This is a genomic window from Methanobacterium aggregans (assembly GCF_017874455.1).
GTDB lineage: Archaea > Methanobacteriota > Methanobacteria > Methanobacteriales > Methanobacteriaceae > Methanobacterium_C > Methanobacterium_C aggregans.
The window spans coordinates 490,464-516,733 of the sequence record NZ_JAGGLN010000001.1 but is presented as its reverse complement, the minus strand read 5'-3'; the positions used below and the strand labels follow the sequence as shown (position 1 = coordinate 516,733).

General features: G+C 36.3%; 18 protein-coding genes. 9 read left to right on the top strand and 9 right to left on the bottom strand.

The window, feature by feature from the left end:
* Nucleotides 1-43 precede the first annotated feature (43 nt).
* Nucleotides 44-862, bottom strand: a complete 819-nt coding sequence (locus tag J2756_RS02490) for an outer membrane protein assembly factor BamB family protein (RefSeq protein ID WP_209582144.1) — start codon at nucleotides 860-862, stop codon at nucleotides 44-46.
* Between the two features lie 279 nt (nucleotides 863-1,141).
* Here J2756_RS02490 and J2756_RS02485 point away from each other — a divergent pair, with 279 nt between their 5' ends.
* Both J2756_RS02485 and J2756_RS02480 read left to right on the top strand, forming a co-directional pair.
* Nucleotides 1,142-1,498, top strand: coding sequence for a hypothetical protein (locus J2756_RS02485; RefSeq protein WP_209582142.1), 357 nt, complete (start codon nucleotides 1,142-1,144; stop codon nucleotides 1,496-1,498).
* Between the two features lie 61 nt (nucleotides 1,499-1,559).
* The gene (locus J2756_RS02480) at nucleotides 1,560-3,101 is read left to right on the top strand and encodes a hypothetical protein (protein WP_209582140.1); all 1,542 of its coding nucleotides are present in this window, start codon (nucleotides 1,560-1,562) and stop codon (nucleotides 3,099-3,101) included.
* Between the two features lie 343 nt (nucleotides 3,102-3,444).
* Here the strand turns inward: J2756_RS02480 and J2756_RS02475 are convergent, their stop codons facing one another.
* The 4 genes from J2756_RS02475 to J2756_RS02460 form a co-directional block, all read right to left on the bottom strand.
* Nucleotides 3,445-4,386: a hypothetical protein gene (locus tag J2756_RS02475; RefSeq protein ID WP_209582138.1), complete on the bottom strand. Its 942-nt coding sequence runs from the start codon at nucleotides 4,384-4,386 to the stop codon at nucleotides 3,445-3,447.
* Between the two features lie 10 nt (nucleotides 4,387-4,396).
* Entirely contained in the window at nucleotides 4,397-5,344 is a 948-nt protein-coding gene (locus tag J2756_RS02470) for an abortive infection family protein (RefSeq protein WP_209582136.1), read from the bottom strand.
* Nucleotides 5,345-5,421: 77 nt separating this feature from the next.
* Complete coding sequence (locus tag J2756_RS02465; RefSeq protein WP_209582134.1) at nucleotides 5,422-5,637, bottom strand: hypothetical protein; 216 nt, start codon at nucleotides 5,635-5,637, stop codon at nucleotides 5,422-5,424.
* 188 nt (nucleotides 5,638-5,825) lie between these two features.
* The gene (locus tag J2756_RS02460; protein ID WP_209582131.1) at nucleotides 5,826-6,611 is read right to left on the bottom strand and encodes a carboxymuconolactone decarboxylase family protein; all 786 of its coding nucleotides are present in this window, start codon (nucleotides 6,609-6,611) and stop codon (nucleotides 5,826-5,828) included.
* Between the two features lie 185 nt (nucleotides 6,612-6,796).
* Here J2756_RS02460 and J2756_RS02455 point away from each other — a divergent pair, with 185 nt between their 5' ends.
* A complete protein-coding gene (locus J2756_RS02455; RefSeq protein ID WP_209582129.1) occupies nucleotides 6,797-7,192 on the top strand; it encodes a winged helix-turn-helix transcriptional regulator in 396 nt (131 codons plus the stop codon).
* 111 nt (nucleotides 7,193-7,303) lie between these two features.
* On the opposite strand, the gene J2756_RS02450 is transcribed toward J2756_RS02455, so the two are convergent.
* The gene (locus tag J2756_RS02450; RefSeq protein ID WP_209582128.1) at nucleotides 7,304-7,495 is read right to left on the bottom strand and encodes a hypothetical protein; all 192 of its coding nucleotides are present in this window, start codon (nucleotides 7,493-7,495) and stop codon (nucleotides 7,304-7,306) included.
* Nucleotides 7,496-7,759: 264 nt separating this feature from the next.
* Here J2756_RS02450 and J2756_RS02445 point away from each other — a divergent pair, with 264 nt between their 5' ends.
* The 6 genes from J2756_RS02445 (at nucleotide 7,760) to J2756_RS02420 (ending at nucleotide 23,168) form a co-directional block, all read left to right on the top strand.
* Nucleotides 7,760-8,194: a hypothetical protein gene (locus J2756_RS02445; protein ID WP_209582126.1), complete on the top strand. Its 435-nt coding sequence runs from the start codon at nucleotides 7,760-7,762 to the stop codon at nucleotides 8,192-8,194.
* 304 nt (nucleotides 8,195-8,498) lie between these two features.
* The gene (locus tag J2756_RS02440; protein ID WP_209582123.1) at nucleotides 8,499-10,496 is read left to right on the top strand and encodes a beta strand repeat-containing protein; all 1,998 of its coding nucleotides are present in this window, start codon (nucleotides 8,499-8,501) and stop codon (nucleotides 10,494-10,496) included.
* 633 nt (nucleotides 10,497-11,129) lie between these two features.
* Complete coding sequence (locus J2756_RS02435) at nucleotides 11,130-13,889, top strand: beta strand repeat-containing protein (protein WP_209582120.1); 2,760 nt, start codon at nucleotides 11,130-11,132, stop codon at nucleotides 13,887-13,889.
* Between the two features lie 683 nt (nucleotides 13,890-14,572).
* Entirely contained in the window at nucleotides 14,573-16,840 is a 2,268-nt protein-coding gene (locus J2756_RS02430) for a beta strand repeat-containing protein (protein ID WP_209582117.1), read from the top strand.
* A gap of 396 nt (nucleotides 16,841-17,236) precedes the next feature.
* Nucleotides 17,237-20,209: a beta strand repeat-containing protein gene (locus tag J2756_RS02425; RefSeq protein WP_209582114.1), complete on the top strand. Its 2,973-nt coding sequence runs from the start codon at nucleotides 17,237-17,239 to the stop codon at nucleotides 20,207-20,209.
* Nucleotides 20,210-20,891: 682 nt separating this feature from the next.
* A complete protein-coding gene (locus J2756_RS02420; protein ID WP_209582112.1) occupies nucleotides 20,892-23,168 on the top strand; it encodes an Ig-like domain repeat protein in 2,277 nt (758 codons plus the stop codon).
* Between the two features lie 243 nt (nucleotides 23,169-23,411).
* Here J2756_RS02420 and J2756_RS11625 read toward each other — a convergent pair whose 3' ends face one another.
* The 3 genes from J2756_RS11625 to J2756_RS02410 form a co-directional block, all read right to left on the bottom strand.
* The gene (locus tag J2756_RS11625) at nucleotides 23,412-23,543 is read right to left on the bottom strand and encodes a hypothetical protein (RefSeq protein ID WP_281063373.1); all 132 of its coding nucleotides are present in this window, start codon (nucleotides 23,541-23,543) and stop codon (nucleotides 23,412-23,414) included.
* 914 nt (nucleotides 23,544-24,457) lie between these two features.
* Nucleotides 24,458-24,772 (bottom strand): hypothetical protein, encoded by a 315-nt coding sequence (locus J2756_RS02415; protein ID WP_209582110.1) that lies wholly within the window; start codon nucleotides 24,770-24,772, stop codon nucleotides 24,458-24,460.
* Between the two features lie 741 nt (nucleotides 24,773-25,513).
* Nucleotides 25,514-26,218: a tetratricopeptide repeat protein gene (locus tag J2756_RS02410; RefSeq protein WP_209582108.1), complete on the bottom strand. Its 705-nt coding sequence runs from the start codon at nucleotides 26,216-26,218 to the stop codon at nucleotides 25,514-25,516.
* Nucleotides 26,219-26,270: the final 52 nt, after the last annotated feature.

Here is a 26,270-nt window from a genome sequence, read left to right as displayed (position 1 = left end):
CAAAAAAAAGAAAAAAAGTTTTAAAATTGGTTCTGGTGGCGTTTTAACTGAAGTATCTCTGGTTGTTGCCTTCGTTCAGTTCTGTTATGGCGTAGTAGGGATCAACTATTGTGTACCCTCTGCTGAATGCACCGTTTATGACAACGTCTTTGCTCTGTCCTGCTGCAATGGTTCCTGCGTTGAGATGTATCGTACGATATGTACCGTCTGTTTTCCTGACAACGAATTTAACAAGTACTTTGGAAGCGTCGGAGAGCCCGATATTTTCGATCTTGGCGGTGGTCTTGTCGCTGGCTTTGGTTATGCTCTTAACGCGTAGGTCTGGGAGCATGAATCCTTTGTAGGCTGTGACTCCGTTTGCTGTTCCTGCAAGGTAGTAACCTCCGAAGACTGAGGGTTCAGATGCTGTGGGGGCGTCCTGAACTGCTGTGAGGTTGTTTCCGGTTTCGCGATCAAGGACTATTGCTTTCTCGCTGTTTGAGAAGATCACACATGTGCCCTTCACGAAAACGTATTTAACAGGCTGTGCTGCACCGAGGACGTCGGTCTTGGTCCACTTGGTTGAACCGTCTGCCTTGTTCAGTGCCCTTGCATCGTTAGCTGTTCCTATGAAGACGTATTTTCCTGCTTTAACTGCGGATCCGTTTCCTGAGACTGCTATGTCCTGGCTCCAGACCTGTGCACCTGTGGGGTCGATCTCCTTGATGGCTGAGGAGGTTGTGACGAGTATGTTCTGTCCGTCCCCTGTGATCTTAGATGGCTGTCCGGTGTCTGAGGTCCATGCCTGCTGGAATGCGAATCCGCAGCTCATTGTGGCTATGAGTACGCAGAGAAACATTATCCCATGTCTTTTTTTGATCAATTTTTCACCTCCCTGGAAGTTTCTAAAAGACAAGGAATATCTAAGGATGACATGCCTAAAAACCGTTGGAGGGCACAGGTTTATATATGGAGTAATACAGATTATGGAGTTTAAGCATATTTGATAGAATAATATAAAACAAATCAAATATTATTATTTTTTAATTTTATTTCATTATAGCGCTCTTTGGAAGTACCATAACCCATTCTATTTGATTTTGATAGCAAATCATAAAACTATTTAATATAAAACATAAAATTAAAATAAAGAGGTGATTTAATGCTCAAATGTATAGATAGTCAGTTATTAGGTAAAACAAAACCTTTTGCAACAGATATAATCCTTAAATTTGAGGATAATAATGTTTCTGAATACAAATATAGATTTATAAATCCAAAACTTGATGATTATATCCTAAAATTACCAACAGGCTGGAAAATGATTTCAGATACCCAATATAATAAAGTTACAGGATCATTACTCATAAGTATCATTATTACAATTCCAGATAATCTTGTCCCAAAAGGAAATTTATTAGATTCTGTTCAAATATTTGCAGATCATATTAAGGGGTTTAGAGAATTCTACGAAAGATTAAAGCACCAATTTGATATGATTAATGATTTAACAGAATAAATAAGAGATAAAAGTAATATGCTTTAAAAAAAGAATAATTTATTATAGTGAAGTAAAAACTATGAAATTTTCTCTAAAAGAATATTTAAAAAAACCTATTGAAATCAATTATAAATGTAGATATATCATGGATCAAATTAATGTCCAACAAATCCACGAATTATCAAAAAAGAGTAAAGAAGCAGCTGAAAATGGTGATGTGATTAGTGAAAAATCATACATAGAAAATATTTTTTCAAAAATAAAAACACTATCTCCAGAATTTAAAGATAAATTTAATAGTGGTTCATATAGTCTATGTTTAGAACTTGTAAGATTATTAATTAATGATCATCAATATGAAGAGGCATTAAATCATTTAAAAATAGCAAGAGATATGCCGGAATATGAAAATCTTGATACTATAACTAAGTGCATACTTAACAAATACATCTGTTACTCTAAATTATTTTTGGGCTTGAGTAGTGGATCTAAGAGCTTAATACTTGAAGCTAAAGAATTAAACCAAAAATTAATTCACAATTCAGGTAAAATAACTTCTGGTGAGTTAAAAAAACAAGTTTTAGATGATAAAAAAATTATTGAAGCATGGGAAAGAAATGACATTAAAACTATAATGGAATTTGAAATTCCTTTTCCATTAATAGTTACAGATCAACCTATTGAATTTGAATATGAAAATACTAAACATATTATTGAAATAGAAATTATTCAAAGCCCTTTAAACCCCATGCCTACAAGTGGAGGATTTTTTTCTGAGATTGTTGAAGATAAGTATGGGATTGCTCGTAGATCAAAAATAAAATTGACTTCTTTTAGGTATATTAATCCTCATGAAATAGTTGAATTAGATATTTTAGCTCAGGATAAACGAATACAACGTATATTCCTTGAAACAATTAAAGTGATGAATTTTTTTATTGAGAGATATCGGCTTGTTTCTAAGAAATATTGGCTAGAAAATATTTTTCATAAAATGATTACCAAGTATTTGTGTACAGTTACTGCTGGAACATTTGAAATTCATAATATTAATATGATGAATAATCAATTGGTCCAAATTCAATTAGGAGTTCCTTGGTTATCTACCGAAAAGTTAGAGGAACTTAATGATAATCTTAAAAAAGAGAGATTAGATTTATGGAAAACTTTATTACTTGATTCAAAAGATTATTTACTTCGTAGAAATTATAGAGAATCGATTTATGCGATTAATGGGGCTTTAGAGAACTTTTTAAATCAAAAAGCCAGAGAAATACTCAGGGATGCTTTAAAAGATGAAGAAGTTGAAGAATTTTTTGCAGGAAAAATCAAATATGAAGAGCATAAACTTAAAAAGTACATGGATAAAGATTCTTTTGAAAAAGCAATAGCTTCAAATGCAATACCTACTTTTTACCCAACTATATATCAAATGATAAGCAAATGCCATAAATTGGTTCCATTTCCAAGTGGTAAGAAAAAAATTAACAGATTAATCTCTAAAATTAATAAAAGACGAAATGAGGTTGCACATGGAAATGAAATTCAAGAGAATCTTGAGGAAGATGCAAAGATTGCGATAGAATCTTTTGAGCAATTAGTAAAATTATTTGATAATTAAGTATTGAAAAACTTCCAATTTGAAGAATGTTAAAAATCTTGATTATATGGATATAATTGTATTTCAAGCACAACTTGCTCTCTAAGTAGCAAGGATTTGGTTATTCTCGCCTGACTCAGTAAAGACCTGGGGTTGAACCCCCCTCTGGTGCACTACAGGATCTCAAATTCATCCAATAGTCATTGCAGAGTGCAGGCTCGTTGGTGTTAAATTCTATTTGGCCTGAAAGTATTGACAAATAGCTTTAAATATGGTGGAACCTTGAATGGGCAGTTTTCAAAAGTTAGGACGTGAATAAGAGAACATGGAGGTGGTGAGATACAAAGAAACATTATCGCTTATCTTATTGATCAATAAATTCATATAATTCTTTATATCTCTTGGAATATTTTTCACTTTCAATATTATTTAATAAGGATAAAAGAACATTATCTGAATCCGTTTGGTCACTTAACCCCCTTGCTAATTTGAATATTAATTCCTCCTGTTCTGATCTTTCACGAGGGCTATCAATGTATTCTATCAGTTGATCAAATTTTATTTTCAAATCGTTTTCGTTGCTAATTTTTGGTTCTTCTTTAAATTTAAAAACTTTGATTAAAATTTCGTTAATATCAAACTTATTTTTTGAATCTACTTTATAATTTCCTTCATGTATTAAAATGAGTGATTCATTCGGAGTTAATTGAGGAAATTCAAATAAATTTTTCTCACATCCCCATTTATCTAGATCTTGGTCATCTGCATAAAACCAAATGTTTCCATCTTCATTTTGTAATAGGGATTCTTCTAAGTCAGATAGTTCTTTTTCAAGGTATTGTTTAAATTTTTTTGTTTTAAATCCTCCAAAGTAGGGTTCCACTTCTTTAATATCCATCCACACTGGATTTTTAAGTAGTGGGCAACTTGAACTTACATGATCTTTACTATAAAAAGAGTTTAATTCTTTAATATCATTATAAACTTCGTTAATGGGTTTGGAAATCACATTTTTAGATAATTTATTCCATCTTTTCAATTGATATTCTTCAATTTCTCTAATTTTGTTTTTAAAAATTTTATTTAATCTATCTCGTGCTGTTAAACGTTTCCAATCATCATATTTTAAAAATTGGTTAATATAGATTTTAATTTCAATATAATCTGAAGAAATTTTTGTAAAACTACTCAAAATTTTGGAGATAGATGTAGGCCAAATATAAGGTATAACATAAGTCAACATCCAAACAAAAATTGAAACTGATAATGAAACGATTATTGTAATTGATATCTGAGTCCAATCCATTTAAATCACTTCAATCCTCAGTTTCATCATATCTTTCAATTAAAAACACAATATAACTACCCACAAGGTTCAAAACAAAACGTGCATAACTTTTATTAATATTTTTGATGTTCAAACCTTGTCCATGACCAACTCCTTCTTGATTTCTTATTTTTGAAGTGCCATGAATAAATATCGACCAAAGAGATTCAAAAGCAGCTTGAGTAGTTTTATCTAAAAGGCCTGCATTATTTTGAACTTTTTTTACTAAAGAAGGTATTTTATCTTTTTCATCATAATTTATACCTTTTTTAGTTAATATTGATTTTAAAGTACTTTCATAAGACTTTTGAGCGTCACGTATTGAATTTTTATAATGATCCTTTCTATATTCATCTAATGCATGCTCAAATTCATCCAAAGCACCTTCAAAATTTAGATCAGATAGTAAAGACAAAGGTTTCTTAATAGATTCTTCATGGAGATAATGGGAATCTAGAGGCATGATCATATAAGGTAAATCTTCGTTTGAAAATTCCAAAATCTCATAGGGCACTTCATCAATTCTAAAAATTTTATTTATTATTTCAATAAACTTATCTAATTGAGTTTTTAGGTTATAAGATTCATATTGAAATCTTCGAACAGCCTTGAATTTAATAGCCATTAAAATTTCTAAGCTGGTTAAAAACTCATTATCTTTACAATTAAACAAAAAATCAGTTATTCTCTTTTCAACAGGATCATATGGATTACTAATTGGAATACCAAGTTCAAACTCTAAAGAATCTACAAATTCTTCTAATTCATTATAATAAGGAGTGAATCCAGACATAACTAAAGCAGACCTTTTATTTCCTATCTCAATTCGATACTTTATAATTAATTTGAGTAATTTAAACCTAATAGGTTCTGTAATCGAATGGGAATCCTTACCTTCATTTCTTCTTGTAAATAAATTTTCTATTGGTTCTAACATGATATCCACAACCTTAATGATCATACTTTATTATGACCCTCTTAATATAATGAATATAATTGTATTTCAAGTCAAATTCAATCCCCTCCAAGTACCAAAGATATGGAAGCTACCGTCCAAATCCCCAGATACTTAAAGCTGAACCCCCCCTCAGGGTGCACCACAGGACCTGGAATTCGTCCAATATTCATTGCAGACTGTAGGCTCGTCGGTGTTAAATTGCAGCTGGCCCGGGTACTGAGGAGGGAGCTGGACAGTTGCAGGTGGATCTGGCGGGCTGGACACTTTTTCATAAAATGTTTATACTTTGACGAACGACTTTTCAATTAGAGGCAGTGCAGCGTCCTATTTAATTACTTGTGTAATGACCCCAATTCATACCAAAGGAGCTGCACTGCTCTTCACCCCCATTTTTTTGTCGTTGACAATATTGTCTGTGGTGAGTCAAGTGTAATTTTTCTATTTATTATGTGGAATGAATTTAGAACTCTTTAAAAACTTCTTTTGCTGTGTTTATGCCGTTGATAGATGAGGGGAAGCCGGAGTATACTGTCATGAGCAGTATTGTTTCGAGTATTTCTTCTTTTGTTAAACCTATGTTCAGTCCTCCTTTGATGTGGAATGCTAATTGTGGTCGGGCAGTTCCTAGGGCTGTGAGTGCAGCTATGGTTGCAATTTGTCTCATTTTAGGATCCAGGTTTTTTCTGGAGAACACATCTCCGTAACCGAAAGCAACAGTGAATTTAACAAGGTCTGGTGCTGAATCTTTAAAGTTCTCTTTTAAGACACTTAACTGATTTTTATCCAATTTTGAAAGCCATTCTGCACCGTAATTAAATCTGTCTTCATTTTCATCTTCTTCCACAGGATTAATACTTAAGTTTTCTTCTTCTAAAACCTCCTTGAGAGTGTTAATTCCGTTGATTGCGCTTGGAAAACCACTGTACCCTGCCATTTGTATCATAACTTCTACAAGTTCTTCTGGTGAACATCCTACATTTAATGCAGCTTGGGTATGGACTTTTAACTGTGGGGCAGCATTTCCTATGGCTGTTAATGCAGCTACCACTGCTATTTCTTTCTGTTGGAGGTCAGTGCCTTTACGGGAGTAGATATCCCCAAATGAGAATTCAATGATGTATTTACCTAAATCTGGAGCAATATCTTTTAAACTTTCAACAACAGCTTCTCCAGCTTTATCATCAATTTCTTTCAGTTTTTCTAAACCTAATGTATATCTATTCGCTTGAGTGTTGTTATTTTTCATTTTTTTTACCTTCTTTTTTTATTGTAAATTGTTCTCTGGGATGAATCTTAGAGTCTTTTTTCTAAATACTCTTGAAAGATTATAAATAGAAAAATTACAAACCATTAATCAGAGAGTGTTAATTTAAATTAAAGTAATTTTTCTAACCTTTGAGTAATTACCTTAAGGTAAGTGGAGGAATTAATATGATTCAAGAGGATTATTATTGTAATGCATTATACCAAGCTATAGATGATACATTTAGTTATCTCAGGAAAAAATGGAATATTCAGATAATTAAAGGGTTATTCTGTGAGTGTAAACATTTTAAAGATTTTTTAGAACTGCACCCTACTCTCAGCAGCAAAGTTCTCTCTGAAAGATTGAAAGAATTAGAACAGGAAGGTATACTTGAAAAAACAGTTTTAAACACAGCTTCAGGCCAGACAGAATACCATTTAACTGAAAAAGGTCTTAGATTAAATAAAATAATGTTTGAACTCTTTAATTTCGCTTTAGATGAAGTTGAAATTAAAAATGGAGATTTTAAACAAAAAGATGAATCTAAAAAAAAGCTAAGAGCTTGTTTAAACATAAAATAATTTAATTACATTTATTTTCATAAATTCCAACTTTTTTTACTATTAAATTCCCACGGCTGAGGGGCATATTTGAGCCTTCGGCTCGATTTTACTACATTTCATGCGTTGGCATTAAGTTGCAGTTGGCCCTGTGACTGAGTGATTCTGGAGCTGTACAGGTTCATTGTGAGCAGCAGCCCAATTTCTTAGTAAAAAAATATAAATAACTGTGAAAACGAGTTTTGAATTGGAGGCTGTGCAGCACCCTATTTTTTCAAGTATCAAACCCCAATCTACCCTGAAAAAAGCTGCACCGTTCCTCACCCCCTATTTCCTTTAATCAACAATTTACTCTCTTTTCATCACATTGCTTGATTTGAACAATATCCATTGCTCTCAACAATTCCACCTGCAGCTGGATGGATCTTGGGCCATGGCAGAAATTCAGGTTTTCTAACAATCATTTCGTTTCATAGTCCCTTGCCTGCCACCAGATTGTCCTATAAAATTTGAGGAACCTATCCAGGGGCCCGCGCCCCAGGAGCCTATCCCTATTTTATATTCAGCTTGAATTGGAATGGACGCAAGATGATACCATCTGGTTTTGAATTTGTAAATGTGAGTGTTGATAACGGAACCTGGACTTACAACCCCGCAAACAGGACAACCTGGACTTACAACCCCGCAAACAGGACAACCTGGACACTCAGCAACGTGGCAGTGGGAGATCCTTACTTATACCTCACAGTTAAGGCATTAGGAAGTGGAAGTTACACAATCATACCAACAATAACCTCAGAAACATACAACAGAAACACAAACCCATTAACACCATTTACAGTCAACGTACAAACACCAAACAACAACAATCCAACTGAAAATAACACAGGAAATAACACTACAAACACAGTCCACGCAGCAACACAAACCATAACAATGCAAAACACAGGTATGCCAATTGCGGGATTAGTACTAGCAATTTTAGCCATATTCGATGGAATGTTGCCAAGAAGAAAACAATAAAAACATATCTCTTCTTTTTTTTCTTTTTAAAAAAATAGTAAATATTAGGGATCCGATTTTTAAGAATGAGATTTTATTTTATTTTTTTTGTAATTTAGTTTTTTAACAGTTGAAAGAGAGATTAGCATTCCATCCCATTTTTTTTATTTTGTTTTATGGATTAAAATTAATTATAATGCTCTTATTTCCGATGAATTTAGAAAATTATTTATATAATCCTTTCATTAAGGTTAATTGCTTGTAATAAAATATAAAAGGAGGTGAAAATATCAAAAAGCAAGTAATAACCAATAAAACGTTAGTAATGATTTTATTAGGTCTTTTTGTTGTTCTGATTTCTGTATCTAATGCTAGTGCAGCGTCAACGGTTTATGTTAACGCAACTGGAGGAAACGATTCCTACAATGGAACAATAGATCATCCATACCAGACAATAGGTCAAGGAATAAACAGTGTTACTGAAAATGGAACAGTGTACATTGCAGATGGAACCTACAGTGGAACAGGGAATACAAACCTCACAATCACTAAAAACATGAACATCACAGGACAAAGCCAACAAGGAACCATAATAAACGGAACCAACACCAACTGGATATTCACAATAAAAAATGGAGTAACAGTTACCATAACCCACCTAACACTAACCAACGGAAACGCAACTTATGGTGGAGCAATCTACAATTATGGTACTTTAACAGTTACCAACAGCACACTCACAGACAACACCGCAGATGTGGGTGGAGCAATCTACAACAATTATCATGGTACTTTAACAATAACCAACAGCACACTCACAGACAACACTGCAATATCTAATGGTGGTGGAGCAATCTGCAGTGATCATGGTAATTTAACAGTTACCAGTAGCACACTCACAGACAACACTGCAACATATTGGGGTGGAGCAATCTACAATTATGGTGGTAATTTAACAGTTACCAGTAGCACACTCACAGGCAACACTGCAGGTTGTGGTGGAACAATCTTCAATGATCATGGTACTTTAACAGTTACTAACAGTACACTCACAGGCAACAATGCAACATATGGTGGAACAATCGCCAATGAGCAAGGTAATGTAACAATAACCAACAGTACACTCACCGGTAACAATGCAACATATGGTGGAGCAATCTTCAATGAGCTAGGTAATGTAACAATAACCAACAGCACATTCACCGGTAACAATGCAACATATGGTGGAGCAATCTGCAATGCTGGTACTTTAACAGTTACTAACAGCACACTCACAGACAACACTGCAGGTGTGGGTGGAGTAATCTACAATAGTGGTGATAATTTAACAGTTACCAACAGCACACTCACAGGCAACACTGCAACAGATTATGGTGGAGCAATCTACAATTATGGTACTTTAACAGTTACCAGTAGCACACTCACCGGTAACAATGCAACATATGGTGGAGCAATCTTCAATCAGGTTGGTAATGTAACAATAACCAACAGCACACTCACAGGCAACACCGCAAACGATGGTTATGGTGGAGCAATCGCCAATATTGATGGTACTCTAACAGTTACTAACAGCACACTCACAGACAACACTGCAGGTTATGGTGGAGCAATCTGCAGTGATCATGGTAATTTAACAGTTACCAGTAGCACACTCACAGGCAACACCGCACAACAGAATGGTGGAGCAATCTACAATGAGGGTGGTTCAGGTGTTGTTCATTTTAATAGAATTGTTGGAAACAGTCCAAATACCAATCAAATATACAATTCATTCGGTATTGTGGATGCTACGCTTAACTGGTGGGGTTCAAACAGTAGTCCATCAAGTTATGTGAATAGTAATGTTAATGTGACTTCTTGGTTAGTTTTGAATATTACTGCAAACCCTACAAGTATCTCTAATGGTGGTAATTCAACTGTAACTGCTGATTTACTCCATGACAATACAGGAAAGTATTATGATCCTGTTAAGGGTCATGTGCCTGATGGAACCCCTGTAACCTTCAACCTATCAAATACCAGTCTAGGCAGTTTAAACACAATATCAACCATATTAAAAAACGGCAAAGCCACAACAAAGTTCACAGCAGCAAACATTGGTAATGAAAATGTTACAGCAACAGTTGACAATCAACTTGAATCAACATTAATCATAATTAACAAGTCTAACAATAATAATAACACTAATGGAAAAAACACTACAAACACAGTAAACGCAGCAACACAAACCATAGCAATGCAAAATACAGGTATGCCAATTGCAGGACTCGTACTGGCTATTCTAGCTGTACTCGGAGGAATATTCACACCAAGGAAAAAATAAACCATTTACCCCATTTTATTCTTTTTTTTAAAGAACAAGATAACTAGATCGTGACCCTAATTTTGAATTTACATAAAATGAGAATTACTATTTTCATATTGGATAAGGATAACCAACAGGTGCACGTGACAGACTTTGAATTCACTCATTAAATACTATTTTAAACCCATTTAAACTGTATTTGAAAGGCGTCCTGATCACCTAGGGTAGCAAAGAATTGGTCAATTCGGACTGACTCGGTAAAGCTTGGAGCTGAACCCCCGCAGGGTGCACCACAGGAATTGGAATTCTTTTTTTTCTATTTGTGTGTTTTTGTGAATAGCCATGTTTTGTTGTAGTTGAACATTTTTAATGTTTATTGGATATTTTTTGTATTCATTTACCAATTTAAAGAATGATATGTGATTTTTGTTTTTATATTCCAGTTAATAATGTGGAATTGTTTAATTTGGAAGTATTATCTTCTATGGGCTTGATTTTTTTTGTAAATCTTTTTTATTCGCTTTGATTATCCGTATTTTTGAGGATTAAATCAGAAGTTTTATTATTGTGAATGTATTATTTATGATTTGGATATGATGATATAATAATTTCATATACCGGAACGGGCATGAAGGAGGTGAAAAAGACAAAATGGAGACCAAAAATAAACATTCAATCCTTAAAATTCCTTTGATGTTACTAATGTGTGTGGTGGTGTTATCTTTTGGTGTTAATGCTGTAAGTGCAGCCGGTACAGATAATTCCACAATCTATGTTAGTACACAGGGAAATGATACATGGGATGGATTAAATGCCACATACAATGGTACAAGCGGGCCAAAAAAGACCATAACAAATGCCACAGGCACAGTAGCAGCAAACGGAACAGTTCACATAGCACAGGGAACCTACAACGAATCCAGAATAGACATCAACCAGAACATGACAATAACCGGTGAAAACCAGGACAACACAATAATAAACGGACAACAAAGCGGAAACAATATATTCTACATAGCACCTGGAATAATAGTTACCATAACCAACCTAACACTAACAAACAACACCGCAGATTATGGTGGTGTTGCTATTTGGAACAGTGGAAGTTTAACTCTGATTAATAGTACATTCACAGGCAACACCGCAAATTATAGGGGTGGTGCTATTTGGAATGGTGGAAGTTTAACTGTAATTAACAGTACATTCACAGGCAACACTGCAAAGTTTGGTGGTGCTATTTGGAATGGTGGAAGTTTAACTGTGATTAACAGTACACTCACAGGCAACACCGCAAGTTATGATGGTGGTGCTATTTGGAACTATGGTGGAAGTTTAACTGTGATTAACAGTACACTCACAGGCAACACTGCATTTGTTGGTGGTGCTATTTCGAATAGTGGAACTTTGACTCTGATTAACAGTACACTCACAGGCAACACTGCATTTAGTGGTGGTGCTATTTCGAATAGTGGAACTTTGACTCTGATTAACAGTACATTCACAGGCAACACCGCAACTGATGGTGGTGCTATTGGTAGTGATAGTGGAAGTTTAACTGTGATTAACAGTACATTCACAGGCAACACTGCATTTGTTGGTGGTGCTATTTCTAATACTGGTGGAAGTTTAACTGTGATTAACAGTACATTCACAGGCAACACCGCAGATTATGGGGGTGCTATTTATAATACTGGTGGAAGTTTAACTGTGATTAACAGTACATTCACAGGCAACACCGCAGATTTTGGTGGTGCTATTTATAATACTGGTGGAAGTTTAACTGTGATTAACAGTACATTCACAGGCAACACCGCAACTTTGGGTAGAGGTGGTGCTATTTGGAACTATGGTGATGATGCTTCTTCTAGAGTTTTTCATTTCAACAGGATTGTTGGAAATAGTCCCAATAACAGTCAGATCTACAGTCTATTTGGTACTTTGGATGCTACGCTTAACTGGTGGGGTTCAAACAGTAATCCATCAATTTATGTATCTAGCACTGGTGGTGGTGTTGTTGATGTAAGTTCTTGGTTGGTTTTGAATATTACTGCAGCTAATTCTACAACAACTTTCAATGGAAATACAACAGTAACAGTAAATTTACAGCATGATAACAATGGAGCTTACCATGATCCTGCAAATGGTCATGTGCCCGATGGAGTAATAGTTGATTTTGGAAATAATATTGGAACCATGAACCCATTATCTACTGTGCTGGTGAATGGTACTGCAAGTTCTGTTTTCACAGCTAATACTCTGGGTAATGCTTACATCACAGCTACAATAGATCATCAAACTGTTTCAACACCAATAACAGTAAACCAAGCACCTACCACTACTACCCTGGAACCTGTTAGTGTTTATGCTGGTCAGAATGTGACCTTCACAGCACATGTAACTGATTACTATGGTAATCCCATGAATGAAGGAACTGTTACTTTCACTGTTGGCAGCATTACATTAAACCCTGTTTCTGTGAGTAATGGTTTAGTTACCATTAATTGGACAATACCAATCACATGGGCCGTTGGTAATTACAGTGTTGTTGCAGAGTATTCAGGAAGCAGTAATTATTTAGCTTCTTCCAATGGTACGAATTTGACTGTGACTCCAAATCCTACTGCTGTTACTGTGGATTCTGTTAGTGGTTATGCTGGTCAGAATGTGACTTTCACAGCAGATCTGGTGGATTCTAATGGAAATCCGGTGACTGATGGACAGGTAGGATTCACAGTGAACAATACCAATATAGGCACTGCAGATGTTTCCAATGGCACAGCCTCAATAACATGGGCAATACCAACTACATGGACTGCTGGTAACTACAGTGTCGTTGCAGAGTATTCAGGAAGCAACAATTACTTGGCTTCTACAAATAGTACTTTGTTAACGTTGCAGCCATCTTCATACCTGTACCTGAACACTACAACATCCAAAAAGAACCCAACTGTTGGTGACACATTCCTAGTAACCTACAAACTCAGCAACAAGGGACCAGACAATGCAACCAATGTTACAATGTCTTTCCAGATACCGGCTGGTTTGGAATTTGTAAATGTGAGTGTTGATAACGGAACAGTTACCTACAACCCAACCAACAGGACCATAACATGGACACTTAACAACGTGGCAGTAGGAGATCCCTACCTTTACCTCAGAGTGAGGGCATTGGGAACTGGAAGCTACTCTATCCTACCAATGATAACCTCAGAGACATTCAACAGAAATACAGACCCATTGACACCATTTACAGTCAACGTACAGGAACAGAACAACTCTAATAGTAACAGAGTGAACGCTGCATCAACAACCAAAACCGTACCAATGCAAACCACGGGTATGCCTATAGCAGAACTCGTACTGGCAATTCTCGCTGTACTTGGAGGGGTATTCACACCAAGGAAAAAATAAAACCCATTTAAACCTTTTTTATTCTTTTTTTAAGGATCAAATATAATTAAATCGTGAAGAGATGATACATCGAATTTTGAATTCTACATAAAATTGTGAATTACTATTTTTATAATTAAATAAGGATAACCCGCAGGTGCACGTGACAGACCCTGAATGCCTCCTTTAAAGACTATTTTAAACCCGTTTATATTGTATTTGAAGGACAGTTTGATTCCCATGGGGTGCAAAGATTTGGCTGTTTCCGCCTGACTCGGTAAAGCTTGGAGCTGAACCCACCCTCTGGGTGCACCACAGGGCTTGGAATTCTCTTTTTTCTATTTGTGTTTTTTGTGAATACTAATTTTTCTGGTGGTTGAACAGTTTTTGTGTTTGTTGGATATTTTTTGTATTCCTTTACCAATTTAGAGGGTAGTGTATGATTTTTGTTTTCATATTCCAGTTAATATATTGGGGAACTGTTTAATTTTTTGAGTATTATCTTTTAGGAGGTTGATTTTTTTGTAAATTGTTTTTATTCGCTTTGATTATCCGTATTTTTGAGGATTAAATCAGAAGTTTTATTATTGTGAATGTATTACTTAACTATGGATACGAAATTAGGATAATATCCTATCCAGAACAAGCATGAAGGAGGTGAAAAACTGAAAAAACAAACAACAACAACCAAAATGTTGATATTGATGGTTTTGATTGGCATTTGTGCTGTTTTAACGGCCTCAAGTGTTAGTGCGGCTTCGACTGTTTACGTTAACGCAACCGGGGGAAACGACTCCAACACTGGAACAATTGACCATCCTTACCAAACAATCCAGAAAGGAATAATTAGTATTGAAGAGAATGGGACGGTACAACTTGCAGATGGAGTTTACTCTGGAACAGGCAACACCAACATCACGATTGATAAGAACATGATTATACAGGGCCTAAGCCAAAACGGGACCATAATCAACGGAACAGACACCAACTGGATATTCAGTATCACATCTGGTGTGAATGTCACCATCTTGAATCTGACATTTACCAACGGAATCGCATATGACGGTGGTGCTATCTTAAACCATGGAATATTGTCCATTTCTGACTGCACATTCACCGAAAACACTGCAACTAATTGGGGTGGTGCTATCTTCAACAATGGAGTATTATCCATTTCTGACTGCACACTCACCGAAAACACTGCATTACATGGTGGTGGAGCTATTGCATATCTAAGTATTTGCAATATAACTAACTGTACCTTCATGTATAACTCTGTAACTGGTGCGACTTCCTGGTGCGGTGGTGCTATCGGTGCATATAGGGGTAGTAATTCTACTGTTACTGGGTGTACCTTTGTTGGAAACTCTGTAGATCTAGTTTCTACTAGTTTCGGTGGTGGTGCCATCTACGTTTATGATGCCACTTTAACAGCTAATTTTAACAGGTTCTACAATAATTCCGCCAGGTTAGGTAATGCTTTTGCATTTAATACGGATTCGAACGTTTTAATAAACGCGGAGAATAACTGGTGGGGTTTTAATGTTGATCCAACAACGGTCCCTAACCTCATATATGGTCCTGTGGATGCTAATCCATGGGTTATTTTAACTGTCAATGCAACCCCCAGCACCATCAACAACGGTGAAACATCAGCCATTACCGCTGATTTCAACCATATCAATGGTGGTGGTGATCTAGTTGGAGGACACATACCTGATGGAACGCCTGTAACCTACAGCAGTACCCTGGGAAATTTCAATCCTGTAACCTCTACAACTGTTAATGGTATTGCCACAACCCTATTCACTGCAAACCACATAGGAACTGGTTATCTCTATGCAACTACTGATGATCAAACTGTTTCAAGAGGGTTAACAGTAAACCAAGGACCTACCGTTACTACTGTGGGTGGTGTTAGTGGTTATGCAGGTCAGAATGTGACTTTAACGGCTTATGTGGATTGTTATGGTGCTCCTGTGAACGAAGGAACTGTTACTTTCACTGTGGACGGCACCACGTTAACGCCGGTTACTGTAACTAATGGTTTAGCCACCCTTAACTGGACAATACCAACTATATGGGCTGCTGGTAATTACACTATTGTTGCAGATTATTCTGGAAGTAGTAATTATTTGGCTTCTACCAATGGTACGAATTTGACTGTAACTCCAAACCCTACCACAATTACTGTGGGTGGTGTTAGTGGCTTTGCTGGTCAGAATGTGACTTTAACAGCTAATTTGGCGGATTCTAATGGAAACCCAGTAAAAGATGGACAGGTAACATTCAGGGTGAACAATACCAATATCGGTACTGTTGATGTTTCCAATGGTGTAGCTACTTTGCAGTGGACAATACCAACTAATTGGACTGCTGGTAACTACGGTGTTGTTGCAGAGTATTCAGGTAGCAGTAATTACTTGGCTTCTACAAATAGTACTTTGTTAACGTTGCAGCCATCTTCTTATCTGTACCTGAACACTACAACATCTAAAAAGAACCCAACTGTTGGTGAAACATTCATATTAACCTACAAACTCAGCAACAGCGGACCTGACAATGCAACCAATGTTACAGTATCTTTCCAGATACCAGCTGGTTTGGAATTTGTAAGTGCAAGTGTTGATAATGGAACAGTTACCTACAACCCCGCAAACAGGACAGTGACCTGGAACTTGACCAATGTAGAAGTAGGAGATCCCTACCTGTACCTCACAGTGAGGGCATTAGGAACTGGAAGCTACTCCATCACTCCAACGATAACTTCAGAGACATTCAACCAGAACAATGACCCAATAACACCATTTACAGTCAACGTACAAGCACAGAACAACTCTAACGGCAATACAGTGAACGCTGCATCAAAAACAAAAACCGTACCAATGCAAAAAACCGGAATGCCAATAGCAGGATTAGTACTGGCTATTCTCGCTGTTCTCGGTGGAACACTAGTACCAAGGAAAAAATAAACCCCAATTTACCCCTTTTTATTCTTTTTTAAGGAAAGATAATTAAATTGTGTAAGAAACAGACATGAATTTTGTGTTTTTTGTGAATACTAATTTTTCTGGTGGTTGAACAGTTATCGTGTTTGTTGGATATTTTTTGTATTCATTTACCAATTTAAAGAATGATATGTGATTTTTGTTTTTATATTCCAGTTAATAATGTGGAACTGTTTAATTTAAAGTATTATCTTCTATGGGCTTGATTTTTTTTGTAAATTCTTTTTATTCGCTTTTATTGTTCGTATTTTGAGGATTAAATCAGAAGTTTTATTTATTGTGAATGTATTATTCTGATATGGATATGATAATATGATAATTTCATACCAAGAACGAACATGAAGGAGGTGAAAAAGACCAATGGAAACCAAAAATAAACATTCAATCCTTAAAATTCCTTTCTTGTTACTAATGTGTGTGGTGGTGTTATCTTTTGGTGTTAGTGCTGTAAGTGCAGCTGGTACATCGGATAATTCTACAATATACGTTAGTACGGGTGGAAATGATATATGGGACGGATTAAATGCCACATACAATGGTACAAGCGGGCCAAAAAAGACCATAGCAAATGCCGTAGGTACCGTTGCAACAAACGGAACGGTTCACATAGCACAGGGAACCTACAACGAATCCAGAATAAACATCAACCAGAACATGACAATCACAGGTGAAAACCAGGACAACACCATAATAAACGGACAACAAAGCGGAATCCCAATATTCAGCATTGCAAACGGAATAACACTCAACATAGTCAACCTAACACTCACAAACAACACAGCAAGTTATGGTGGTGCTATCTACAATTGGGGAACTTTAACTGTAACTAACAGTACACTCACAAACAACACAGCAACCGATGGTGGTGCTATCTACAATTGGGAAACTTTAACTGTAGTTAACAGTACGCTCACAAACAACAAAGCAGGACTTGGTGGTGCTATTTGTAATAGTGGAACTTTAACTGTAGTTAACAGTACGCTCACAAACAACACAGCAACAATGAACGGTGGTGCCATCTACAATAACAATGTGGGAACTTTAACTGTAGTTAACAGTACACTCGCAAACAACAAAGCAGGACTTGGTGGTGGTGTCCTCTACAATTATTATGGAACTTCGTCTGTTAGTAACAGTACACTCGCAAACAACACAGCAACCGATGGTGGTGTCCTCTACAATTATTATGGAACTTCGTCTGTTAGTGACAGTACATTCACAAACAACACAGCAGGAGTTGGTGGTGTCCTCTACAACGTGGGAAATTTAACTGTGACTAACAGTACGCTCACAAACAACACAGCAAGTTATGGTGGTGTTATCTACAATTGGGGAACTTTAACTGTAGTGAATAGTACGCTGAACAATAACAGAGCAAGTTATGGTGGTGTCATCTTCAATGTGGGAAATTTAACTGTGACTAACAGTACGCTCAGAAACAACAGAGCAAGTTATGGTGGTGTTATCTACAATGGTGGAAGCTTAACTTTAACTGTAGTTAACAGTACACTCGAGGGTAACATCGCAAAATATAGTGGTGGTGTCATCTTCAATGTGGGAAATTTAACTGTGGGTAACAGTACACTCAGTAGTAACACTGCAAATGATGGTGGTGCTATCTACAACAGAGAAGTATTATCCATTTCTGACTGCACATTCACTAAAAACACTGCATTAAACAGTGGTGGTGCTATCTACAATGGTGGAAGCTTAACTGTGGGTAACAGTACGCTTACCAACAACACAGTTTATGGATATGGTGGTGCCATTTTCAATGATGGAACTCTAAATGTGAGTGTTTGTACTTTCACAGGTAACACGGCCTCTCCAATATCTTATGCCATGGGGTCTGAGGATTTGGGAGTTAATGGTTATGGTGGTGCCATCTGCAATGATGTTGATGGAATTTTAACTGTAACTAACAGCGCATTCATCAATAACACTGCTTATGCAACATCCTATGCCGGTGAGGGTGGAGCCTGTGGTTATGGTGGTGCCATTTCCAATAGTGGAAGTTTAACTGTAGTTAGCAGCACATTTACCAACAACACAGTTTATGCAATATCCTACAGTACTGAATTATCTGAAGTATCCTATGGTTATGGTGGTGCTATCTACAACACAGGAATCTTAAATTTGACCAGCAGTACATTCACAGGTAACAATGCAACCAATTTTGGTGGTGCTATCTACAACTTGGGAACTTTAACTATGGGTAACAGTATGCTTATCAACAACACAGTTATAGGATTTGGTGGTGCTATCTACAACGTGGGGAACTTAACTGTGACTAACAGTGTACTCACAAACAACACCGCATTAATGAATGGTGGTGCTATTTGGAATTATGGTGGTACTTCTATAGTTGTTGTTCATTTCAACAGGATTGTTGGAAATAGTCCAAATACCAGTCAGATTTACAGTGTACTGGGTGTGGTGGATGCTACGCTTAACTGGTGGGGTTCAAACCTTGATCCATCAGTTCATGTGTCTAACGGTACTGGTGGTATTGTTAATGTAACCTCCTGGTTGGTTTTGAATGCCACAGTAAATCCTACCAGTATCTTGAATGGTGGTAATTCGATTGTTACTGTTGATTTATTGCATGACAACACTGGAAAGTACCATGATCCAGTTAATGGTCACGTACCAGATGGAACTCCAGTAACTTTCACAGCAACCAATGGAAATCTCAACCCGACAACAACCACATTAATTAACAGTCAAGCTAACGCATTGTTCACAGCAAATCGTGCTGGTACAGCAAGTATTAACACAACAATTGACAACCAAACAGTTACAAAATATTTAGCAGTAAATCCAGCATCATACCTGTACCTGAACACTACAACCGACAACAAAAACCCAAAAACCGGTGAAACATTCTTAGTAACCTACAAACTCGGTAACAAGGGTCCTGATAATGCAACCAATGTTACAGTGTCTTTCCAGATACCATCTGGTTTGGAATTTGTAAATGCAACTGTAGACAATGGAACAGTTACCTACAACCCCGCAAACAGGACAGTAACCTGGAACTTGACCAATGTAGAAGTAGGAGATCCCTACCTGTACCTCACAGTTAGGGCATTGGGAACTGGAAGCTACACAATTACACCAATGATAACCTCAGAGACATTTAACCAGAACAATGACCCATTAATACCATTCAGCATCAACGTACAAGCACAGAACAACTCTAACGGCAACACAGTGAACGCTGCATCAACAACAAAAACCGTAACAATGCAAACCACAGGAATGCCGATAGCAGGGCTAGTACTGGCTATTCTAGCTGTACTCGGAGGAATACTAGTTCCAAGGAAGAAATAAACCCATTTAAACCTTTTTCATTCTTTTTTTTTAACGATCAAGATAAATTAAATCGTGTACGCAAAGAGATGATAAATCTAGTTTTAAATTCTAAATTGAAAGTTGAATTACCACTTCCATAATTGGATAAGGATAACCATCAGGTGCACGTGACAGACCCTGAATGCCTCCTTTAAAGACTATTTTTAACTCGTTTAACCTGTATTTGGAAGGGCAACCTGATCCCCTCGGGGTAGAAAGATTTGGTCAATCGGTTGACTCGGTAAAGATCTGGAGCTGAACCCCCCCTCAGGGTGTACCACAGGACCTGGAATTCTTTTTTTTATAATGTGTTTTTTGTGAATACTAATTTTTCTGGTGGTTGAACAGTTTTCGTGTTTGTTGGATATTTTTTGTATTCATTTACCAATTTAGAGGGCAGTGTATGATTTTTGTTTTCATATTTCAGTTACTATGTTGTGTAACTGTTTAATTTGGGAGTATTATCTTTTATGGGGTTGATAATTTTTGTGAATTGTTTTTATTCGCTTTGATTATCCGTGTTTTGAGGATTAAATCAGAAGTTTTATTTATTGTGAATGTATTATTTGGATATGGATATGAATTATTATAATTTCATACCCGGAACGAGCATGAAGGAGGTGAAAAACTGAAAAAACAAACAAAACCTAAAGCACGAGTTATGTTCCTTTTACTCACCATTTTTGCTATTTTGATTTCAGTATCCAGTGTCAGTGCAACTCCAACTGTTTATGTTAACGCAACAGGAGGTAACGATGCCAACAGTGGAACAAGTGACAGTCCTTATCAAACAATATACCAAGGAATAAGTAGTGTAGATGAAAATGGAACCGTATACATTGCAAATGGTGTTTACAACGGAACCGGCAACACAAACATTACCATCAGTAAAAGTATGAACATTACTGGTCAAAGCCAAACAGGAACCATAATCAACGGAACAGGCACAAACTGGATATTCAACATCCCAAGTGGAATAAACGTCACAATCCAGAACCTGACAATAGTCAATGCCACTAAAAATAGTTGGGGTAGTGCTATTTCCAACTCGGGTAATCTGACCTTAAATGGATGTAGTTTCACAGCCAACACTAATTCTAACACTTATCCTGCTTGTGCAGGTATTTATAATGACCAGAGTGGTGTTCTGAAGGTTGTTAACTCTAATTTCAGAGATAACATTGCAGGTTGGAGTTGTACCATCCTTAACTTTGGTGTTTGCACAGTAGAAAACTCTACTTTCATAAATAACACGGCAACAACAAACGGTGGGGTTATAGGCGATGCTGGTACTTTGAATGTGACTAGCAGTACTTTCATAGGTAACCACGCAGACAACTGGGGAGGGGCTATCGTTACGGACCCATCAAGTCATATTGAGATCCATTATTGTAGTTTAATTGGAAACACAGCCTCAATGGGTAATGTTATTTACAATCAGGGTTATCTGAATGCTACTGATAATTGGTGGGGTTCTAATAATCCTGTATGGACAGACCTCATAGCAAAAGTCAGTGGAACAATAGATACTTCAACATGGCTTTACATGACAATGAATGCCATACCACCCACTATCAACAATACTCAGACTATTTTAGTCACAGTTAGCTTCAACAACCGTGACAATGGTACTACAGTTACTTCCTTCGATCCTAGTACAGGCCACATACCAGACGGAACACTTATAACCTACAGCAGTACCCTGGGAAATTTCAATCCTATAACTGCTACAACGGTTAATGGTATTGCAACATCACTGTTCACTGCAAACCAGTCAGGAACTGATTATCTCTATGCAACTAATGATGATCAAACTGTTTCAAGAAGGTTAACAGTAAACCAAGGACCTACCGTTACTACTGTGGGTGGTGTTACTGGTTATGCAGGTCAGAATGTGACTTTAACAGCTAATGTGGATTGCTATGGTAATCCTGTAAACGAAGGAACTGTTAGGTTCACTGTGGCAGGTAACACAGGCAGCATCATATTAAACCCAGTCCCTGTGAATAATGGCATAGCTGCCCTTAATTGGACAATACCAACCAGTTTTGGTGTTGGTGAGTACCTTATTGTTGCAGACTATTCTGGTAGTGGTAATTATTTGGCTTCTTCCAATGGTACGAACTTAACTGTAACTCCAAACCCTACAACTATTGTTGTGGGAGGTGTTAGTGGTTATGCTGGTCAGAATGTGACTTTCACAGCTAATCTGGTGGATTCTAATGGAAACCCAGTAACTGATGGACAGGTAACATTCAGGGTGAACAACACCAATAATGGCACTGTGGCTGTTTCTAATGGCACAGCCTCAATAACATGGGCAATACCAACTACATGGACTGCTGGTAACTACAGTGTCGTTGCAGACTATTCTGGAAGCAACAACTACTTGGCTTCTACAAATAGTACTTTGTTAACGTTGCAGCCATCTTCTTACCTGTACCTGAACACTACAACATCCAAAAAGAACCCAACTACTGGGGAAACATTCATATTAACCTACAAACTCAGTAACAGCGGACCCGACAATGCAACCAATGTTACAGTATCATTCCAGATACCAGCTGGTTTGGAATTTGTAAATGCAACTGTTGACAACGGAACAGTTACCTACAACCCAACCAACCGGACAGTAACATGGACCTTAACCAATGTAGAAGTAGGAGATCCCTATTTGTACCTCACAGTTAGGGCATTGGGAACTGGAAGCTACACTATAACACCAACGATAACCTCAGAGACATTCAATGGGAATACAGATCCATTAATGCCTTTCAGTATTAGTGTAAAAGCAGAGAACAACTCTAATAGTAGCACAGTGAACGCTGCATCTACAACCAAAACAGTACCAATGCAAACCACGGGTATGCCTGTAGCAGGATTAGTACTTGCAATTCTAGCTGTACTTGGAGGAACACTGGCACCAAGGAAAAAATAAACACCAATTTACCCCTTTTTTATTCTTTTTTTAAGGATCAAATATAATTGAATCGTGAAGAGATGATAAATCGAATTTTGAACTTTACAATAAAAACGATGAATTACTATTTTCATAATTTAATAAGGATAACCAGCAGGTGCACGTGACAGACCCCAAATTCACCCATCTAAAGACTATTTTAAACTTGTTTAAAGTGTATTTGAAGGATGATCCGATCCCCCTGGGGTAGCAAAGAATTGCTCAATTCGGCCTGACTCGGTAAAGACCGGAAGCTGAACCCCCCGCAGGGTGCACCGCAGGACCTGTAATTCGTCCAATAATCATTGCAGAGTGCAGGCTCGGCAGTGTTAAATTGGAGCTGGACAGTTGCAAGTGGAGGGCTGGACATATTCTTAATCGTGCAGATGGTATTTATTTAATAAAAAGTGGGAATAATATTAAATTAAGAGGATATTCATTTTTGACATAATTCAATTTTTTTTATATTTTCTTTATTACATCCTATAAACATGGAAGAAATAGAATTTTTTAAATTTTTATATGTAATATCAGGTCAAACGAAATATAAAAAGAATTGACTATTTTATGTCCTGTTTTCTTTCCACTATAACATTTCATTGGACATAATGGTTTATTATAATCCATATAATCAGTATTATTAGATATAAGAAGATGATTATTAAATAATATTTTCTGAATCCCTTTTTAATTTTAAAATACGCAACAACTGTCTGGAAAATCTTTAATAAACTTGGGTGATTTTCTAAATATTTCTTTGTACTACTAAATGTTCTTATTATTGTTTTATTTTCAAGAATATATTTAATGGATGCTGAAAAAATTAATAGAATTATTAATAGAATCATTAAATTTTTTAACCAAAGATTCCCCCACGAATTAGTGATTTGAGAGTAAATCCAAATTAATAAAAGAATAGATCCATAGAAAATAACTGTAATTCTCAATATTCTAAACATCTCTTGGTTAATATCATCCATAATAAAAATTATGTAATACTTTTATATATAATTAATTCAAATATCCGAAGAACAAATCATATCCATACCTTAGGATTAAAGCTCAACCTTTGAATCCTCTCTAAAATATATAAACTTGTGGTAAAATTAGTCAAGTTGCCACGAGACTAACTAAAAATTAAAATGTTAGCAATATTACCTTAAATTATGTTATAAATGATCTAAATCCCTTGTTTGAAACTTTTCTTTAGTAAAAAAGGTAACCTTAATTAAATAATTACTGTAAAAACGTTATTTTTCTTGATAAAATTAAGAACAAAAGTTTAATGGATTAAATCTTTTAAACATAACATTTTCATGGGATAATAAAATAGATATTAATAATTGTGAAACACTTTTTGAATTGGAGGCAGTGCAGCACCCTATTATTCTTATTTGTGTATTGAGCCCCAAATCTTTACCCCATAAGCTGCACTGCCCTTCACCCCCCACATTTTTACTTTTACAATATTGTTTGCAGTCAACAATTTCAAGTGTAATAACATTTATTATACTATGTAATTCCCACCTTGAGGGGCATTTTTGAACCTTCATCCCGATTTTTACCATTTCAGATTGAACCATGGATATTCGCAAGATGATAAAGACTTATTTTTTTTTATTTATTTATCATCTTGCGGAGCGTATAACAACGTCGTTAAACTGTCGTATAACAAAATTAGGGTATCACGCTCAGGGGATTCAAATCATAGGGGCAATGAATCGAATTTTCAAGGGTTCCAGCACCATGGGTTGCTGGGGCCGCTAGGGCGGGGGCAGCGGGATGTGGGAGATGAAAATTCAATTCTTGCGGTTTCTATGATTTACGGGGGCTGGAGGTGGGAAATTTCGCCATACTCGGCAGTTTAACGAAGTTGTATACACTGACACAGGGTTTTCATGCCATAAATTGTATTATAGACGGGGCAAGCCCGCCTCAGGGCTGGACGGTTTTGAAACTGGAGCACGGGAGATTCAGTTTACGCTTGGGTTGGAGTTTAAGTTTCAGTTGGGGATTGGTTTGAGATTAGGTTTAAGATTAGTTTAAGTTGCAGGTTGAGTTTCAGCTTGAGTTTGAGGCAGGGGAGCAGCTCAAGTGCAGGTTTAGGTTGAATTTGAGTTTTGTTTAAGATGGAGATGAATACGCAGATGACGATGGTGATGAGAGGTTTTCCAGCTTAAATGATATAACCCAACCCTTCCCCTCCGCCTCCCATTCCCACTGCGAGGGGCATTTATGGGCCTTCGGCCCGATTTATTTTTAATATTTAAGGCAGCCAGTGAAGATTTCTGTTTTAACTTGAAAATTGAACATTTTCCTTTTTTTCATGTTTTTGATTGGATGTTTTTAATTTTTTGTTTGGAGATTTGTAAATTGGGATTGATTTGAAGTGCTTTTTTGTAACAGTTTAAAGCTTCTTCTGTTTTTCCAAGTTTTTCAAATGTTAAAGCTTTGGCATGCCATATTTCAGCGTTTTTGGGATTTAAAGTTAAAGCCTTTTCCAGACATTTAAGTGATTCAGGGTTTTTTTCAAGCAGATTCAAAGCCAAACCTTTGTAAAGCCATGCTTCAGAATATTCGGGTTTAAGTTCAAGGGTCTTACTATAGAACTCCAAGGCTTCATCATACTTTTTAAGGCCCATTAAGCTACGGCCTTTATTAAAAAGTGCTTTGTAATTTTTTAAATCTAATTTTAATGCTTCTTCACAACTTTCTAAGGATTCATTGTACTGACCAGATCTCCAGAAGATTTCTCCTTTGCGTTGCCATGCATCTGCGTTCTTAGAATTTATATTTAAAGAGTGATCCAAGCATTTAAGTCCGTCCTCAAAGTTATTCCTAATCATTAAAACAACACCCTTCAGATACCATGCTTCATAGTCAGTAGGATCCAATTTCAAGATTTCATCGAGACAATCCTCTGCATCTTCAAACCTACGCTGCTTTAAAAGTTCAAGACCATTATTTAGTAAAGAATCCCTTTGATCATTGGGTAAAGTTTTTAATCTCTTCTTCTTCCTAAAAAACATAAAAAATCACATCTTAACCAAATAAAACCATAGAACAATTATAAATATTGAT

Excerpts from the sequence above, each read along its gene's own strand:
- J2756_RS02480 (WP_209582140.1), top strand. The coding sequence starts at position 1,560 with ATGAAATTTTCTCTAAAAGAATATTTAAAAAAACCTATTGAAATCAAT.
- J2756_RS02475 (WP_209582138.1), bottom strand. The coding sequence starts at position 4,386 with ATGGATTGGACTCAGATATCAATTACAATAATCGTTTCATTATCAGTT.
- J2756_RS02430 (WP_209582117.1), top strand. The coding sequence starts at position 14,573 with ATGGTTTTGATTGGCATTTGTGCTGTTTTAACGGCCTCAAGTGTTAGT.
- J2756_RS02485 (WP_209582142.1), top strand. The coding sequence starts at position 1,142 with ATGCTCAAATGTATAGATAGTCAGTTATTAGGTAAAACAAAACCTTTT.
- J2756_RS02410 (WP_209582108.1), bottom strand. The coding sequence starts at position 26,218 with ATGTTTTTTAGGAAGAAGAAGAGATTAAAAACTTTACCCAATGATCAA.
- J2756_RS02415 (WP_209582110.1), bottom strand. The coding sequence starts at position 24,772 with ATGGTTCAATCTGAAATGGTAAAAATCGGGATGAAGGTTCAAAAATGC.
- J2756_RS02470 (WP_209582136.1), bottom strand. The coding sequence starts at position 5,344 with ATGTTAGAACCAATAGAAAATTTATTTACAAGAAGAAATGAAGGTAAG.
- J2756_RS02425 (WP_209582114.1), top strand. The coding sequence starts at position 17,237 with ATGGAAACCAAAAATAAACATTCAATCCTTAAAATTCCTTTCTTGTTA.
- J2756_RS02440 (WP_209582123.1), top strand. The coding sequence starts at position 8,499 with ATGATTTTATTAGGTCTTTTTGTTGTTCTGATTTCTGTATCTAATGCT.
- J2756_RS02435 (WP_209582120.1), top strand. The coding sequence starts at position 11,130 with ATGGAGACCAAAAATAAACATTCAATCCTTAAAATTCCTTTGATGTTA.
- J2756_RS02465 (WP_209582134.1), bottom strand. The coding sequence starts at position 5,637 with ATGAAAAAGTGTCCAGCCCGCCAGATCCACCTGCAACTGTCCAGCTCC.
- J2756_RS02455 (WP_209582129.1), top strand. The coding sequence starts at position 6,797 with ATGATTCAAGAGGATTATTATTGTAATGCATTATACCAAGCTATAGAT.
- J2756_RS02460 (WP_209582131.1), bottom strand. The coding sequence starts at position 6,611 with ATGAAAAATAACAACACTCAAGCGAATAGATATACATTAGGTTTAGAA.
- J2756_RS02445 (WP_209582126.1), top strand. The coding sequence starts at position 7,760 with ATGATACCATCTGGTTTTGAATTTGTAAATGTGAGTGTTGATAACGGA.
- J2756_RS02420 (WP_209582112.1), top strand. The coding sequence starts at position 20,892 with ATGTTCCTTTTACTCACCATTTTTGCTATTTTGATTTCAGTATCCAGT.